The organism is Parundibacterium terreum (assembly GCF_014636315.1).
Lineage (GTDB): Bacteria > Pseudomonadota > Gammaproteobacteria > Burkholderiales > Burkholderiaceae_D > Undibacterium > Undibacterium terreum.
On record NZ_BMED01000001.1, the window covers coordinates 1,530,614 to 1,546,680 of the forward strand.

The 16,067-nt window shown below is 54.3% G+C and carries 17 protein-coding genes; 9 read left to right on the top strand and 8 right to left on the bottom strand.

Annotated features, from left to right (window positions below; translation table 11 throughout):
* The first annotated feature begins 122 nt into the window (after nucleotides 1-122).
* Nucleotides 123-1,160 (top strand): hypothetical protein, encoded by a 1,038-nt coding sequence (locus tag IEW12_RS07140; RefSeq protein ID WP_188565233.1) that lies wholly within the window; start codon nucleotides 123-125, stop codon nucleotides 1,158-1,160.
* A 30-nt stretch (nucleotides 1,161-1,190) separates the two neighbouring features.
* Here the strand turns inward: IEW12_RS07140 and IEW12_RS07145 are convergent, their stop codons facing one another.
* Nucleotides 1,191-2,108 carry a LysR substrate-binding domain-containing protein gene (locus tag IEW12_RS07145; protein ID WP_188565234.1) on the bottom strand — a complete coding sequence of 306 codons (918 nt, stop codon included), beginning with the start codon at nucleotides 2,106-2,108 and terminating at the stop codon, nucleotides 1,191-1,193.
* Nucleotides 2,109-2,266: 158 nt separating this feature from the next.
* Between IEW12_RS07145 and IEW12_RS07150 the strand changes: the two genes are divergently transcribed.
* Genes IEW12_RS07150 through IEW12_RS07160 form a run of 3 tightly spaced genes read left to right on the top strand, consistent with a single transcriptional unit; the run spans nucleotide 2,267 to nucleotide 4,550 of the window.
* Entirely contained in the window at nucleotides 2,267-2,698 is a 432-nt protein-coding gene (locus tag IEW12_RS07150; protein WP_188565235.1) for a DUF2917 domain-containing protein, read from the top strand.
* Nucleotides 2,699-2,709: 11 nt separating this feature from the next.
* Nucleotides 2,710-3,345 carry a 2-hydroxychromene-2-carboxylate isomerase gene (locus IEW12_RS07155; RefSeq protein ID WP_188565236.1) on the top strand — a complete coding sequence of 212 codons (636 nt, stop codon included), beginning with the start codon at nucleotides 2,710-2,712 and terminating at the stop codon, nucleotides 3,343-3,345.
* Nucleotides 3,342-4,550, top strand: coding sequence for an MFS transporter (locus IEW12_RS07160; RefSeq protein ID WP_188565237.1), 1,209 nt, complete (start codon nucleotides 3,342-3,344; stop codon nucleotides 4,548-4,550). The genes IEW12_RS07155 and IEW12_RS07160 overlap by 4 nt, the downstream gene beginning before the upstream one ends.
* On the opposite strand, the gene IEW12_RS07165 is transcribed toward IEW12_RS07160, so the two are convergent.
* The gene (locus IEW12_RS07165; RefSeq protein WP_308789116.1) at nucleotides 4,440-5,018 is read right to left on the bottom strand and encodes a RidA family protein; all 579 of its coding nucleotides are present in this window, start codon (nucleotides 5,016-5,018) and stop codon (nucleotides 4,440-4,442) included. The genes IEW12_RS07160 and IEW12_RS07165 overlap by 111 nt on opposite strands.
* A gap of 265 nt (nucleotides 5,019-5,283) precedes the next feature.
* Between IEW12_RS07165 and IEW12_RS07170 the strand changes: the two genes are divergently transcribed.
* On the top strand, nucleotides 5,284-5,751 hold the full coding sequence (locus tag IEW12_RS07170; RefSeq protein ID WP_188565238.1) for a DUF4148 domain-containing protein: 468 nt from the start codon (nucleotides 5,284-5,286) through the stop codon (nucleotides 5,749-5,751).
* Nucleotides 5,752-5,944: 193 nt separating this feature from the next.
* Here IEW12_RS07170 and IEW12_RS07175 read toward each other — a convergent pair whose 3' ends face one another.
* A complete protein-coding gene (locus tag IEW12_RS07175) occupies nucleotides 5,945-6,172 on the bottom strand; it encodes a hypothetical protein (protein ID WP_188565239.1) in 228 nt (75 codons plus the stop codon).
* A 502-nt stretch (nucleotides 6,173-6,674) separates the two neighbouring features.
* On the opposite strand from IEW12_RS07175, the gene IEW12_RS07180 reads away from it, so the two are divergent.
* Nucleotides 6,675-7,679, top strand: coding sequence for a catalase family peroxidase (locus tag IEW12_RS07180; RefSeq protein WP_229750968.1), 1,005 nt, complete (start codon nucleotides 6,675-6,677; stop codon nucleotides 7,677-7,679).
* Between the two features lie 156 nt (nucleotides 7,680-7,835).
* Here the strand turns inward: IEW12_RS07180 and IEW12_RS07185 are convergent, their stop codons facing one another.
* On the bottom strand, nucleotides 7,836-8,615 hold the full coding sequence (locus IEW12_RS07185) for a head GIN domain-containing protein (RefSeq protein ID WP_188565240.1): 780 nt from the start codon (nucleotides 8,613-8,615) through the stop codon (nucleotides 7,836-7,838).
* A 318-nt stretch (nucleotides 8,616-8,933) separates the two neighbouring features.
* Nucleotides 8,934-9,314 carry a hypothetical protein gene (locus IEW12_RS07190; RefSeq protein WP_188565241.1) on the bottom strand — a complete coding sequence of 127 codons (381 nt, stop codon included), beginning with the start codon at nucleotides 9,312-9,314 and terminating at the stop codon, nucleotides 8,934-8,936.
* A gap of 358 nt (nucleotides 9,315-9,672) precedes the next feature.
* On the opposite strand from IEW12_RS07190, the gene IEW12_RS07195 reads away from it, so the two are divergent.
* The gene (locus IEW12_RS07195; RefSeq protein ID WP_371874519.1) at nucleotides 9,673-10,962 is read left to right on the top strand and encodes an NRAMP family divalent metal transporter; all 1,290 of its coding nucleotides are present in this window, start codon (nucleotides 9,673-9,675) and stop codon (nucleotides 10,960-10,962) included.
* A 12-nt stretch (nucleotides 10,963-10,974) separates the two neighbouring features.
* Here IEW12_RS07195 and IEW12_RS07200 read toward each other — a convergent pair whose 3' ends face one another.
* From IEW12_RS07200 to IEW12_RS07210, 3 genes are all read right to left on the bottom strand, one after another.
* A complete protein-coding gene (locus IEW12_RS07200; protein WP_188565242.1) occupies nucleotides 10,975-11,637 on the bottom strand; it encodes a substrate-binding periplasmic protein in 663 nt (220 codons plus the stop codon).
* Between the two features lie 79 nt (nucleotides 11,638-11,716).
* On the bottom strand, nucleotides 11,717-13,198 hold the full coding sequence (locus IEW12_RS07205) for a flavin-containing monooxygenase (RefSeq protein WP_188565243.1): 1,482 nt from the start codon (nucleotides 13,196-13,198) through the stop codon (nucleotides 11,717-11,719).
* A gap of 192 nt (nucleotides 13,199-13,390) precedes the next feature.
* On the bottom strand, nucleotides 13,391-14,008 hold the full coding sequence (locus tag IEW12_RS07210; protein WP_188565244.1) for an FMN-dependent NADH-azoreductase: 618 nt from the start codon (nucleotides 14,006-14,008) through the stop codon (nucleotides 13,391-13,393).
* Between the two features lie 132 nt (nucleotides 14,009-14,140).
* Between IEW12_RS07210 and IEW12_RS07215 the strand changes: the two genes are divergently transcribed.
* On the top strand, nucleotides 14,141-14,557 hold the full coding sequence (locus IEW12_RS07215; protein WP_229750969.1) for a winged helix-turn-helix transcriptional regulator: 417 nt from the start codon (nucleotides 14,141-14,143) through the stop codon (nucleotides 14,555-14,557).
* 283 nt (nucleotides 14,558-14,840) lie between these two features.
* Nucleotides 14,841-15,956: an ABC transporter substrate-binding protein gene (locus IEW12_RS07220; RefSeq protein ID WP_308789117.1), complete on the top strand. Its 1,116-nt coding sequence runs from the start codon at nucleotides 14,841-14,843 to the stop codon at nucleotides 15,954-15,956.
* Nucleotides 15,957-16,067: the final 111 nt, after the last annotated feature.

A 16,067-nucleotide genomic window follows, 5' to 3' on the forward strand; every position in this document is an offset into this window, starting at 1 on the left:
AGGCAGCAGAAAAAAAGAGCGGTTTGCGACAAGTTGCAGAAATGCGATGACAGGCTGCAAATATAGCCGATATCAATTAAAAGAATGATAATATTTCGAGCATCAAAATGAGGGGATAGATCATGAATTTTGTTTTTCTGGATGTGGCAATCGGACTAGGTACGATTTTCTTCCTGGTCGCCATGTTCTGTGCCGGGGTGCAGGAAGTGATCGCCGGTTACCTGAACCTGCGCGGCAAGACGCTGTGGGAAGGAATACAAAGCATATTGATCGCCGGCGACATGAAGCTGGGCAATACGCCGGCCAAAGCCGTTGTTTCATCGGAAGACCCCGGCAACAAGATCGCCCAAGACATGCTGATGCATCCGCTGATACGCGGCCAGGTGCCAGACAAGTTCGGCATACGCGACCTGTTCCAATGGCTATTCAGCAGCCGCCAGCCTACCGCAAACAGCGGCGACACCAAACCCTCGTATCTGAAATCCGCCACCTTTGCGATCACCTTGCTGGACACTGTGCGCAAAACCTACAAGAACACAAACGGCAACCCTACCGACCTGAGCCAGGCTATCGCCAACATGCCCGACAGCGAACTGAAGACTACCCTACAATCTTTCATCACCAAGGCCGGCGGCGACATGGACAAGGCGCAGAAAGCAATCGAGGCCTGGTTTGATGAGGCAATGGACAGGGTCAGCGGCTGGTACAAGCGCCGTACGCAGGCATTGCTGTTCCTGATCGGCCTGACGGTGGCTGTCATTTTCAATGTGGATTCCATCCAGATCTTCAAACAGCTCTGGCGCGAACCAACCGTGCGTGAAATGATGGTCAAGCAGGCGGACAATATCACCAGTACTGCCATCCTGCAGGACAATAGCCTGCAGGATATGGACCTGGTTGCTCAAAGCCAGAAGATGCTGAATGCGCTGCCTCCTTCCCTTCCCATGGGCTGGCCGGCGGCGGCCTGGTCGGAGAAGAATGCGGCGCCCAAGACAGACTGGCAATGGCTGTGCGATGCGCTGCTACTGGTTGTGGGCTGGCTGATTACCGCCAGCGCCGCCACCATGGGCGCGCCGTTCTGGTTTGACCTGATCAGCAAGCTGCTGCCCTTGCGTTCCGGCGGCAAACCCGCCAGCGGCGAAGCCAAACCCAAGCAGTAGCCTACCCGCGGCTGCAGCGAACCTGGCCGCTCAGGCCAGCGCTTCGTTCGCCAGCCTGGCCTCCTGCATGATCCACTCGGCAAACTCATGCACCTCCGCCCTCATCTGGCCGGAGCGCATGATCAGCCAATAGGCGAAGTGATCCACTTGCCCAGTACGTTTGCCGACGGCTACCAGTCGCCCTTGCTGCAGCATGGGCTGCACCAGCGCCATGCGGCCCAGCGCAATGCCGTGGCCGGCCAGTGCCGCATGGATTACCTGGTCATACTGGTTAAAGCGCAGCACGCCTTTGGGCTTGACCTTATCCAGCTGGCCGGCGCTCAGCCAGTCCGACCATTGCAGCCAGGGGCGCTGCGGCTCATCCAGATCCAGCAAGATATTTTTCGCCAGCGCACTCGTGGATTCTATATCCTTGATCTTCAGCGAAGGATGCGCGACCGGCACCAGGGTTTCGCCAAACAGGCGAATGGCGCCCGGCGGCACCAGCGCATTGCGGCAATAGCGTATCGCCAGGTCCATGTCATCCTGCTCCAGGTTGACAATTTTATTGCTCGCCGCAACGCGCACATCAATGCTGGGATGACTGCTCTGAAATTCGCCCAGCCGCGGCACCAGCCACAGGGAAGTCACGCCTAGGCTGGCAGTGATGGTCACTGGGCGCCGCTCATCTGCGCGGCGCATGCTGGCAGTAACCTCCGCCAATTGCTGCAGCCAACCATCCGCGCAGCGGAACAGGCGCATGCCGTCGTCCGTCAGCTCTATCGCCCTGTGCTTGCGTATCACCAGGCTGGTTCCCAGAAACTCTTCCAGGTTCTTCACCTGGCGGCTGATCGCGGACTGGGTCACAAACAGATCCTCAGCGGCATGGGTAAAACTCATGCGCCGCGCCACCGCGACAAAACCGCGCACCAGGTCCAGCGGCGGCAACTTGCTTAACGGGTCCGGCACAGCGCTAGTCCTTCCTGCATCCTGAGCATAGTCATATCTCCGTCAGAATCATCCTCTTGATATTTTTCTTGCATTCCCAGCACGCATTCCCAGCACGCATGCGAAGCATGCATATAAGTCGCTTGAGCAGCTTGTATTTTAAGACTTTAATAGCAGGCATGGAACTTTTAAAGCGTATTTTTCACTTTCTTCGCAGGAATGTGATTTCCTCTACCGGCCACATCCGGCTCAGTGCATCGCTGGAGCTGGAGCGACGCTCCGCGTTGGCGATCTGTCATGACGCGGGTGTGCTGATACAGTGTGGCAAAGGATCTCTGTGGGTGACTCAATTGGGCAATGCGGAAGACAGCATATTGGGTCCCGGCCAGCAGTTGCAGGTAGGCTCAGGCCAGGATCTGGTGATCCAGGCCTTCTCAGCTTCGACCGTGGAGATAACACTATCCAGTGCGGCAGCAGATAAGGAAGCTGAGCGGATGACGGTCAATTTTGTTGAGAAATGGTATCGTCAACCGCAATGGGCGTCACAGGCGCGCTTCAGTGTTGAGGGGCCGTTTTCACTGACAGCGTCCACAACACCAATCTCAAAATAAGGATAAAGACGATGGATTTCTGGTTTGAATTCGGCAGCCCATACAGCTATTTGTCCAGTATGCGCCTACCTGCACTGGCGCAGCAGGCTGGAATGGCAGTTAACTACCGTCCTTTTTTGCTAGGGCCTATCTTCCAGCAGCAGGGCTGGAACGATTCCCCTTTCGTGCTGTATCCAGCCAAAGGCGCTTACATGTGGAAAGACATGGCGCGCGAAGCCGCCAAGTATGGCCTGCCGTTTCGCCGGCCTACGGTTTTTCCACGCTGGGCCATACTGCCATCGCGCATTGCGCTCGCGCACAAGGATGCGCCTTGGATAGCCACATTTGTCCAGGCGGTGATGCAATTGAATTTCGTGCATGACCGCGATATCGACAATGAAACCGCAATGAGGGAAGTCCTGCAGGCGCTTGATTTGCGGCCGCAAACGGAACACATCATCCGGCTTGCGCAGAGCTACGGCATCAAGCAGCAATTGCGGGAACAAACGGCAAGAGCACAGGCTCTGGGCATGTTCGGCGCGCCCAACTTCATCGTCAATGATGAAATGTTCTGGGGTAATGACAGGCTGACGGATGCCTTAAATTTTGTACCAAGCTTTGCCCCCACATCGGATCAGAGCCGGACTATTCTGGGAGAATCTTTATGAATACCACACGCAACTGGCAAACCCCAGTGCTAGTCGTCCTGTGCGGCGGCATCCTGCTCGGTCTGTCCATGGGTATGCGCAACGTGCAGAGCCTGTTCATGCTGCCGATGATCAGCGAACGCGGATGGACGCGGGAACAATTCGGCCTGGCGATAGCATTGCAAAACATTGTCTGGGGTCTGTCGCAGCCGCTGATGGGCATGATTGCAGACCGTTTCGGTTCCGTCAGGGTATTGCTGGCCGGTAGTGCGCTGTATGCTGTGGGCCTGTATCTGGAAGCAACTGCCGGCTCCATCGCCAGCCTTAATCTGGGCGCAGGTTTGCTGATAGGCCTGGCCTTGTCCGGCACCGCCTTTGCGACGGTGTATGGCGCAGTCAGCCGCATTGCTGCGCCGGCGCAGCGTAGCTGGGCCTTGGGCATGACCGGCGCCATTGGCGGACTATGCCAGTTTGCCATCGTGCCGATAACGCACGGCCTGATGGGTGCGCTGGGATGGGCCGCCGCATTAGTCGTGATTGCGCTGCTGTTTGTTGCCGCTGCACCGACCTCATTCGCGCTGCAAGACCAGCTTCAGGAGCCGCCGGCCGCCGGGCAATCAATGTCGTCGGCCATCCGGGCTGCTTTTTCGCATCGCGGATTCTGGCTATTGAATGCCGGTTTCCTGGCTTGCGGTTTCCAGCTTGCCTTTATCAGCAACCACCTGCCCGCCTATCTGATGGACAAGGGCATGCAGCCCGGCGTCGCAGTAACTGCGCTGGCGATCATTTTACTGACGAACATCGTCGGCACGTATTACTGCGGCTACCTGGGCGGCAAATATAGCTGCAAGTACCTGCTGTCCGGCCTGTACCTGATACGCTCCGCTGCCATCGCCGCCTTCATATGGCTGCCGATATCGCCAACCACGGTCTATCTGTTTGCGGCATTGATGGGTCTGACCTGGCTGGGCACAGTTCCGCTGACCAATGGCATCGTTTCGCAGGTGTTCGGTATGAAATACCTGGCGACACTGTTCGGCTTTGTCTTCTTCGGCCATCAACTGGGCGCCTTCTTCGGCGTGTGGCTGGGCGCCCATATGTTTGATGCGACCCACTCATATCATGCGGTATGGATGATCGCGATTGCGCTGGGCTTGCTGGCCAGCCTGTTGCACCTGCCCATCGATGACAGGCAGATGGATTTTGCGAAACCGCTTGCAGCATGAGTCGCACCAGGAATACCAGCCTTCACCTCGGCCCTCAGTGCCAAGCTGCGATACTGCCGTTGCTTCAATCTCGAACAGCATGCCATCCAGCGCGAGACGAGGAACCGGTATCAGGGTGCAGGCTGGCGCAGGCAGATCGCCCCAGGCCTGATTAAGCTCGCGGCTCAATACCGCCAGCCTTTCCTCGCTATGGTCGACAATCAACACCGTAATTTTCGCCACATCGGAAAGCCCTGCTTCAGCGGCGGCAAGAGCAAGCCGGAGATTGCCCAATGCCTGGCGCACCTGCTGCTCAAATTGCGCCGGTAACTGGCCCTCTGCATTTTCTCCGCCCTGCCCAGCAATGTAAATCAAACGCGCAGGCGCCTGTACCACTACTACATGCGTATAACCATTAGGCCTGGGATCATACAGACCCTGCGGGTTAAGGAAAGAGAGCGAGGTGCGGCGGGTATTTGTGCTGGCCATGTTTTCCTTCAAGGGCTATTGGTTAGCGATAGGCTCACTATAAAACCTCAACTGCACTTCAGGTCAAACACTTTCTTGCGACTGGATAATGTCCCTATGCAGTGCCAAGGGATTCGCATCAAGGGCATGCAAGGAAATGACAAACATGTCATTTCTGCGTCATCTCCATGTTCCTGCCCCACGCCTACACTTGCACTCAAGTTAGCCAGTTCCGAATCGTCCCGATGCCTGCTGACTTTCATCAACCACTTATTGGAGAATTGAAATGAATGCGAAAAAATTAATCATGCTGTTGGCCTTGACTGCTGCAAGCTCCGTGGCCTTTTCTCAAGATGTTCAAACTGGAAATTCCGGCGAGGGAAAAACCCGCCAGCAAGTCGTCAATGAATTGAATCAGGCAAGAGCGCAGGGATTGCTGAATTTTTCCGATGCCGACTATCCTGTCATCCCTGCAGCACAATCCACCTTGTCCCGTGCGCAGGTTGTTGCCGGCATCCAGGAGGCAAGAAAAGACGGTAGCCTGTTTGCCGATACCGACTACGACTACCCGCACGTCGCCGCAACGCCAAGCGGCGCAGGCAAGACACGCGCGGAAGTCAAAGCGGGAATAGCCATGGCCAGGGCGGACGGTACCTTGTTTGCGCCTGACTGGGACTACCCTGCGGTGGTAAGAGCCCAAGCCGAAGAGCATTTCACTTCGGCAACTGACGCGAAAACCGCCAGCCATAGCTGAAAATCGAAGGCCCGTTCCAGAGAGCTCCATTCACCGATGAATGGAGTTTCGGCTGCGTATGCAAACTCATGCGCAACATCATTTTTGCGAAAGCACGCATTGACTGAAATGCGTGATTTCGCATCGCCAGGCCGATTAGCCGGCCCAGGCATTCGTGACCAGCTTTTCCAGCATGTGAGTCTCGCCGGAAAAATTACTTCGGCAATGGAGCGACCGTCATGGTCTGGTTGCGGCGTAGCGTTTCCAGGTCTTGTTCACTCATCTTACCCAGGTTGGAGCTACGGCTGCGCTGAGGCAAATTGCTGCCAGTCACATACACTTTCTCTTCTTGCATATCATTACTTTCGTCTCCCACCGGCATAGGTGCGCAGGCGGACAATACACATGGCATTGCGAACAAAACGGCAAATTTAAGTCTCATCTATTCCTTCTTTCTAATTAGAGGATATGGGGCAACAGCGCTTTTCTCACAAATCACAGCAAACCACAAAAAATTCAAATCATGCAAAACCGAGAACTTGTCTAGCTGGATCTGGCTCGGAGGCAATAGTATGAAGATCGCACGCCTTTCTCAATAGCTTGCATATTCCGGATCTGGTTTCTGGATTTCCGAACAATAAAAATCAAAAAGCCGATTATTGATGGCGGGCATCCGGCCAAGGCCTGGGTTGCGGAAATCACACCATCTGTAAAACAGACAGAAAAAAGCTGTAACACAATCCATTCAACGACGACTTAACAGCATACGTCGGATCGAAAACAGGGCGTGCCCCTGAAAAACGACTGCAAGCCGGTAGGTTTTCCACCCGCTTGCACGCGAACTTGCGCGACCGAAGCTGGCACACGATGCGCATGCGGTTCATACATTGGCCGCCAGACGCCAGAGCCTTACTTTATCCAACTAATACCAAGGAATTTGCAAAATGAAAAATATTTTCTACATGACACCCAGGCTCATCCCACTTGCCACCGCCCTGGTTTGCGGCTTCGCCGGCGCACAGGTATCCACACCTCAGCCGGAATTGAAAAGCACGCCGACACAGATGGTCGATACACTCAATAGTGTCTTCGGCGACCATCATGTGCGTGCAATCCATGCGAAGGGCATCGTGCTGGAAGGCACATTCGCGCCCAGTCCCTCTGCTGCCAGCGTGACCAAGGCCGCGCATTTACAAAAAACGACTGTTCCGGTCACCGTGCGCTTCTCCAATTTTGCCGGTTTGCCGGATATTCCCGATAATCATCCGCTGGCGTCGCCACGCGGCCTGGCTATCAAATTCAAGTTACCGGACAGCAGCTCTACCGACATCGTTTCGCATTCATTTAATGGCTTCCCTACTGCGAATACCGATCAATTCCGCGAACTGCTGCAGGCGCTTGCCGCAAGCGGCCCCGATGCAGCAAAACCTACTCAACTGGACAACTACCTGGGCAGCCATCCGATTGCCAAGACCTTCCTCACTTCGCCGAAACCGGCCCCGGTCAGCTTTGGCACTTTGCCCTACTTCGGAGTCAATACCTTCAAGTTCATCAACGCCCAGAACAAGGTGACCTATGGCCGCTACCGTATCATCCCTGTCGCCGACGCAGCCTACCTGAGCGATGAACAGACCGCCAAGGCGGCCCCCGGCTACCTGGCAGATGAAATTCGCGAACGCGTCAAAAAAGGCCCCGTCAAGTTCAAGCTAATGCTGCAAATAGCAGAAAAGGATGACAAGATTGATGATCCATCCATCGCCTGGCCCGACAGCCGCCGCGTAGTGGAACTAGGCACCTTGTCCATTACCACTGCCGTCGCCGATAGCGATGCAGCACAAAAAGCCTTGCTGTTCATGCCGAACAATCTCCCCAAGGGAATCGAGGTAGAAGATCAGATGGCAAATGCCAGGGCAAATGCGTATGCAGTCTCCTTCGGCCGGCGTCAATAAATTGTTGTTTTATGGCAGTAGGCGTTGCAGCACAAGAGTAGTAATATAAGTGCAGCAACACATAAAAAAAGGTGGGCACGAATGCCCACCGAACTTACTCCCCCAATAACACCTTGCGGAAAGTCCTGATGCCTGCATCCGGACTTTCCATGTTCTTTACTGCGGAAACGCCCCCAGACGTTTCAGGCTGCCTAAACCGACCACTGTTTTGCTGATTTGCGGATCACCGTAATACCCAACATCGCCGGAACCTGCCACTGTCAGCGACAGCTTATCCCTGGCGGCCACAGTCATGCTCGCAGAACCGCCTATCGCAATATCTACGGATCCGGCTTTTAAATTGCCGGCATCAAACTTGCCGGCACCGCCTACCGCAACAGACATGCTGTTCACATTTCCAGCCAGCTTCAGGCCGCCAGTGCCGCCCAGGGCTACGTCGAGCTTGCCTGCTTCCAGCGCCTTGAAATCAACTGTACCGTTTCCGCCCAGGTTCACATTCATGTTGGACGCGTGTAGCTTGCCCGCAGAAATCGTGCCGGAGCCCCCAAGGTTGACGCGCTCGATGTTTTTCAGATGGATGACGATATTCAGCGTCTTCGTATCCAGGTTCAGGTTACGCTTGACGGTACGTATTTTTAGTTCGCCGTGTTCTGCCACTGTCTCTATCTGCGCCAGCAGGTTGTCATCGGTTTCTATCGTCAGGCCTTCGGTGTTGTCTTGTATCAACTCCACATTGGCCGGCACACCTACCGAGACGCTGCTGTAATTGCTAAGGGCACGGCTTTGCTTTTCCACCTTGCCGGAACCCGTTATCCGGGATGAGCCTATGCTCCATCCCTCTGCGTGCGCACTTAGGACAGGCATCAGTGCAGCGGCACTGCCAAAGGCGATCGCAACAGCGCAAAAGCTTCGTGTCAGGCGGTGGCGTACTTGCATGGCTAGGACTTCCTTCGTTCAATAAATGTCTGTCGTGCCGGCAAGCGGCTCCTGGAGCGGTACTTGCCTTGACTTGATGAGATTGAATCTTACAGGCTGCTGATAAATAGACATCAGGAATGCGATGAAATGCAGTTAAAGCAGGACAGAACGCGTTTTGGAGGGGTGTTTTGCTGTCGGGGGAGCTACGAGCATGCTTGATCCGAATCAAACTACGCTATCCGGAAAATCCTTACACTAAAGAAAACGGCCTGGATAAGCAGGCCGCTGTTTTACGATATTTTGTTGCAGGCACGGTCTGTCCTTGCTTGCCGCCACTCAGATGCAGGCGCGTTGCGAACCTATGGTCTGGCAGGTGACTTTATTGCCTTTGTTGTTCATGTACACAGTCTGGCTGCCTACCTGGCGGCCGGTCCATTGTATGCCTCGACCGTCGGTCACTATGGCCAGATCAGAGTTTTTTTGTTTGCTGCGGTTGTCGGCTGAAATAAAGGCACTGTCCCTGCTTTCATGGATCAGCGGATTGCTGAACTTGTCTGCAGTCAACAATGAATTGCCCGGTTTCTGGATTTTTTCCTGGTAATTGCTGGCGTCTTCACAAGTATATTTTTGATCGACATAGCTGCAAGCAGTCTGCGCAGACGCAGAAAGAGAAAAGGCGGCGGATAACAATGCTACGAGTGCAACAGGCAATTTCATCGGTGTCTCCCTTGGTACCTGATCATGAGCTTTATCCCGTCATCGAGTGCAGGATTTTTTATTGTTAATACAGACGATAAACAGGCTAAACGGTATTGTCAATTTGTAGTTGAACGCTTTCGCTGTCAATCTGTGCGGCTTTGCAACATCGCTTATTTGCTGTGGGCGGGTAGATTTATTATTCGCCTATGATTCGCCTATAAAAAGCAGTGTTGCTGCGATGCACCACCGTACGCTTGCGAACAGACTGCATTTCATGGCTATTCCACCATCACTGGGCAGAATGTGCAAAACGGCTGCATGCGGTTTCAAGCCAAAGACACGAAAAATGGCAACAATAACAAGAATGAAAGAGATGATGAACATGCAGACCGTTGCGGACAAGGCACTTGAAGACCAGGACGACCAGCCATTTCTCTCCAAACTGGGCCCGGGCCTGATCACCGGCGCTGCAGATGATGACCCCAGCGGCATCGCTACCTATTCGCAGGCTGGGGCGCAGTTCGGCTTCAACATGCTGTGGACAGTCTTGCTGACCTATCCTCTGATGGTGGGAATACAGATAGTCAGCGCGCGCATAGGCCGGGTCAGCGGACATGGGCTGGCAACCAATATCGGCAAACACTATCCGCGCTGGCTGCTGTACAGTCTGGTCAGCCTGCTGCTGATTGCCAATACGATCAACATAGGCGCCGACGTCGCCGCGATGGGCGAAGCCACCAAATTGCTGGCCGGCGGCCCGTCACACTGGTATGCGATAGGCTTCGGCCTGTTGTCTGTGATGCTGCAGGTGCTGGTACCTTATCACCGCTACGTCAGGGTACTGAAGTGGCTGACGCTGGCCCTGCTGGCTTACGTGGCCACGGTGTTTGTCGTGCGCATCCCCTGGCAGCAGGTCGCAATGCATACGCTGCTGCCGCACATCTCCTTAAAAGCCGAGTACATCACCACCGTGGTGGCTGTATTCGGCACCACCATCAGCCCCTACCTGTTCTTCTGGCAGGCTTCGCAGGAGGTGGAGGATATGCGCGCCAAGCCGGAACAGCATGACCTGCTGCAATCTCCAGAACAAGCCAGGGCCAGCCTGCACAGGATCAAGATAGATACCTACATAGGGATGGGATTTTCCAATATGGTGGCTTTTTTCATCATGCTGACTACAGCCGTCACGCTGCATACGCATGGAATTACCGACATACAATCGTCCGCACAGGCGGCACAAGCACTGAGGCCGATTGCAGGTGAATTCGCCTTCCTGCTATTCAGCGCCGGCATCATAGGCACGGGGCTTCTGGCTATCCCTGTGCTGGCCGGCTCTTCCGCGTATGCGATCGCCGGCACCTTCCAATGGGAAAACAGCCTTGAATACACGCCCGGCAAGGCCAAGGGTTTTTATGCAGTGATCGCGGTATCGACGCTGATCGGCGTGATATTCAGCCTGAGCAGCATAGATCCGATTAAAGCCCTGTACTGGAGCGCCGTGATAAACGGCGTGATCTCGGTACCGGTGATGGCCGTGATGATGCTGATGGCAGTCAAGCCGGCAATCATGGGCCAATTCGTGATATCTACCCGGCTCAGGATACTCGGCTGGCTGGCGACAGCGTTGATGGCGCTGGCGGTGATCGCGATGCTATTTACTTTGTGAGTGGGTGCGGGCTCATTTGCACTGGGCGTAGTATTCCTGCTCCACTTTTTCCTGGATCTTTTTGATGCTGCCGTCCTGCTTCATTTTTTGCAGAACCGCCTCCAGCCTGGGCACGAGATCGCGGTGCTTCTTATTCACATAGTGATAAAAATCCAGGGTTTCCAACGGAGGCTCCAGTGCCACAATATCCATCAATTTTAATCGCCTGGCTGTACAGATGCCTGAGCGCGCATCAATCACCACATCAGTGCGGCCTGCATCCAGTTTTTTAAAAAGTGATTCCTGGTTGGGGGCGATATCAGTGCGCATGCCCTTGAACCTTTCTTCAGTCATCCTGACACCGATGACATAGCCTATCTTATACGGACTCAAGCTGGCATAGCCATTGATAGTCAGCATCGTATGCTTGCTAAAGACGACAAAGTCTTCGCGCCCTATCGGTGTCTGCAACTGGATCAGATTACTGCTTCTGCCTTCCGGGTTATAAATAGACTGATCGAGAGTGCTGGCAATGCCATCCGTTTCCCCCTGCTCTGCGGCGAGCAGGCGGCGACGCGTGGGAGCGCGCACAAAATTGACCGTAATACCGAGCTGGGCGTAGGCCTGCGTCACCACTTCCATCGTGACGCGGCCAACCACTCTATCCACGTCGGAGGCGCCCAAGGTCAAGGTCATCGCGGTCGCCTCTGCCGGCATCAGCAAGCAAAAAAGAATAGCGACGAGCGGAAGATGGGACTGTATCTGAAAAAAGGCTTTAACCTGTCTGCGCATGGTAGTTATCGACGTCAAATTTTTTCATCAAACGCCGATACTCAAAGGTATAGCCCGGCCATATCGTCAGGTTTTTTCCCCGGCTGTTCAGGTACCAGCTCTTGCAGCCTGAGCTCCATACCGTGCCTTTCAGTTTTTGCTGTATATGCCGGTTGTAGTCAATGGCAGCAGCTTCTTTCACTTCCAGCGACTTGATGTTTTGCTTTTGCATGGACAGGATCGCCTGCAGCACGTAGTCCACCGCTGATTCGATCATGTAAATCATCGAATTGTGGCCGAGCCCGGTATTGGGGCCGGTGATCATGTAGAAATTAGGGAAACCGTGCAAGCTCGTTCCCTTGTAGGCATCCAGCCCATTCTGGTACGCCTGCTGCAGGCTGATGCCGCCCCGGCCCCGCAACTCCAGCGGACCCAGCACTCTTTCAAGGTCAAAACCGGTGGCAAAGATCAGTGCATCGGCTGGCCTTTCATGGCCGTCCTTGTCGATAATGCTGCCCGCGCGTATTTCGCGTATGCCGCTGGTATGCACGGTAACATTGGGGCGGGCAAGCGCGGGATAGTAGTCATTGCTGAGCAAGATGCGCTTGCAGCCCATCACATAATCCGGGGTCAGCTTACGGCGCAATTCCGGATCGCGTATCTGTTTGCGCAGGTAGCCCAGGGCCAGTTTTTGCGTGGCCAGCATCAGCGTAGGCTTGCCGAATGCAACGTAGCGCCATTCATTGCGCGCATAGTTCAAGGCGCGATAGGCCCACTGGCTGGCTTTGACATGCCGCAACAGCCAGCGTTCAGCATTGCTGATAGCACGGTCCGGCCGCGGCAATACCCAAGGCGGCGTGCGCTGATAAAGATCAAGCTGCGCTACCTCTGGAGCAATCTCGGGCACGAACTGTATGGCGCTGGCGCCGGTACCTATTACGGCGACACGCTTGTCTTTGAGCGCATAGCTGTGATCCCATTGCTGCGAATGGAAAATTTTTCCCTGGAAGTTTTCCAGCCCGGGTAGATTGGGTATGGAAGGTCGCCCCAGTGCCCCCATGCCGGCGACCAGATTCTTAGCGCTCAATTCCCCGCGACTGGTATGCAAACGCCACAGGCCTGCCTCTTCATCATAGTCGGCGGAGAGCAGAGCCGTATCCAGTTGCAAGTGGGGCATCAGGCCAAGTTCCTTCGCGGCCCGGCAGGTGTAGTCCAGCAGTTCGTTTTGCGGCGCGTACTTGCGTGTCCATTCCGGGTTTTGCAAAAAAGAGAATGAGTACAAATGGCTGGGTACATCGCAGGCACAGCCCGGATAATGGTTAACGCGCCAGGTGCCGCCGAACTCCTTGTCTTTTTCCAGGATGAGAAAATCATCAATGCCGGCGCGCTTCAGGCGTGCCGCCATGCAAAGGCCGGCAAAACCACTGCCTATGATGATGACTTCATGGCGCTTTTGCGCCTGCGGCTCAGCCTCTTGTTGCAACATGGTAGCGGCCGAAACAGGTAGCGCATTGTATGGCTAAGTACATCTTGTCTCCAGTTTATGTTTTTATTTAGAGACGATGCTGCCATGAGGGTAAATGGATTGCAAGCACAAGCTTAGAACTCATTTCATAAAGAAACAAAAAGAAAAAGCCCGCAGACGCGGGCTTTTTCACTCTGTAGGGGCAGTGAAAAATTAGGCGGCCTGCAATACTGCCGCGATTTTTGCCTGTGCTGCGCCGATTGCTTTTTCAGCCGCATCAGGGCCGTAAGCCACGCCTTCTGCCGTGACTACCTCTACATCCGTAACACCGATAAAGCCCAGTACGCCTTTCAGGTAAGGTTCCTGGAAATCGAAAGGCTTGTAGGCGCCTTCCGAATAAACGCCGCCACGTGCATTGACCAGATAGGCCTTCTTGCCGGAGACCAGACCCTTTACACCGGATTCGGTATAGCTGAAGGTAGCACCGGCACGCAGTACATGATCCAGCCAGGCTTTCAATGTGGAAGGAACGCCAAAATTGATCATGCCTGATGCGATCACCAGGATATCGGCGGAGAACAATTCCTTGATCAGTGCGTCCGAACGCGCGATCACTTCTTGCTGGCCGCTGGAATACTGATCGGCACTCAAGCCGCGTGCGTTAACAAAATCTTCACCGATATGCGGCAGTTGATCGCGCGCCAGATCACGCACTGTCACGCTGGAACCTGGATGCTTCTGTTTCAGCGTTTCGATCAAGGAGGTGGCCAACTTGGTGGACAGCGATGCCGCGCCGCTAGGGCTGGATAACAGCAGGAGAATATTGCTCATGATAATCCTTGTTTAACAATCAATTACAGGGGAGATGTACCTAAAAACAGCCAGTCAGGCTGGTTTATGTGGTTACTTTTTGTTCCCAGGTATATTATGGTGACTATATTTTCACTGCAAGAAGGCACATTCATGTCACCTACTCTCGACCACACCAGCGGAGGCTGCATTGCCGCGCGCCAGATCCTGGACCGCGTCGGCGACAAGTGGAGCATTTACATCGTCATGATGCTGAGTGAGGGGCCGGTACGTTTTAACCAGCTCAAGCGCAGCATCGAGGGCATCTCGCAACGTATGCTGACTCTGACCTTGCGCAGTCTGGAGCGGGATGGATTGGTCACGCGCACGGTCTTTCCGACAGTGCCGCAAAGCGTGGAATACGCGCTGACTGATCTGGGCAGCACGTTGCTGGAGCCGGTCAGCGCACTGGCGCAATGGGCGCAAGTCAATTCCACACAAATACAAAGGGCCAGGGCAGATTTTGACGCCGGGGCCGGAAAAGCAGACGAGCAGGAAGTCGCAGGAGTAACCAGAATCAGGTTCGGCTAGAAGATTTTCGGCTGAAAATTTACTTAAAAGCAAGAGCAATCACCAGCGTATATCACTTTATCGCCGACTGGTGACACTGTCGTGACAAGTCCACATTTCACGTTTTGACATGCTTTTGTGGTCGTTTCACTTTGGTGTTTTAGGCGCATCGCGTATAATCGCCCGTGATTTCCACAAGGCAATAATTCGCCCCTTCCCTCCCTCACGGTGGTGAAACGCGTAATTGCCAGCCTGTCTCCAAAACGGTCCCTCGCAATCCCATCCTATGAAAATACAGAAACTCATGTCAGCCCTCAGCCTGGGACTGGCTCTTTCCTCTGCTTATGCGGAGAACGGCATTACCAGCAAAAGTATCACTCTGGGACAATCCGCGGCATTGAGCGGTCCTGCAGCCCAGCTGGGCACTGAAATGCGAGACGGCGCGCAAGCCTATTTCGATCACGTGAATGCAACTGGCGGTATAGGTGGCAGGCAAATCATCCTGAAAACCCTGGATGACGGCTATGAGGCAGAAAAAGCAGTCGCCAATACCCGGCAACTGATAGACAAAGACGATGTGTTTGCACTTTTCGGTTACGTGGGCACGCCAACCTCCAACGCAGCCATGCCTTTGGCCATCAAGGAAAACCTGCCTTTCTTTGCGCCATTTACAGGCGCCCAGTCTTTACGCGAACCATTCAACCGGAATATCTTCAATATCCGCGCCAGCTACTTTGAAGAAACCGAAAAAATCATCCAGCACATCACGACCCTGTCGCTGAACCGCATCGCCGTGTTCTACCAGAATGATGCTTACGGCAAAGCAGGCCTGGAAGGTGTTACCCGCGCCATGAAGAAACGCGGCATCGAAATCGTCGCGACTGCAACGGTAGAAAGAAACAGTGTTGACGTCGCCAAAGCAGTTGCACAGATGAAGCAAGCCAAACCGCAGGCGATCGTATTGATCTCCGCCTATACCTCCTGCTCCGCCTTCATCAAGAGCATGCTGAAGGATGGCGACGCCAACCCCATTTTCTGGAATATCTCTTTCGTAGGAAGCCAGGCGCTGGCCAAGGAGCTAGGCAACGAAGGCCGCGGTGTGATGGTTTCGCAAGTCATGCCGGCGCCATGGGATGACATCAATCCTATCGTCAAAGAATATAAGAATCTGTATCTGAAAACACCGGGACGGGTTCCCGGCTATGTCAGCCTGGAGGGATTCATCGCAGCCAAGGTATTTGTTGAAGGCTTGAAGCGCGCTGGCGGCAGCCTGAGCAGGGAAAGTTTTATCAAGGCGATGGACGGCATGAGTTCTTATGACGTCGGCGGCTTCCAGGTCAAGTTCAGCGGCAGCAATCACAATGCCTCCCACTTCGTCGATCTGACAGTGATAGGAAAAGACGGCAAGTTCATGCGCTAAGTCTGCGCTACCATGCGGTCTTGAATGGCATGTACCTCCGGGTGCATGCCATTTTTATTTTCGTACTTCATAAAAAAAACCCGCGAGCCTGAGCTCGCGGGTTGAACAAAA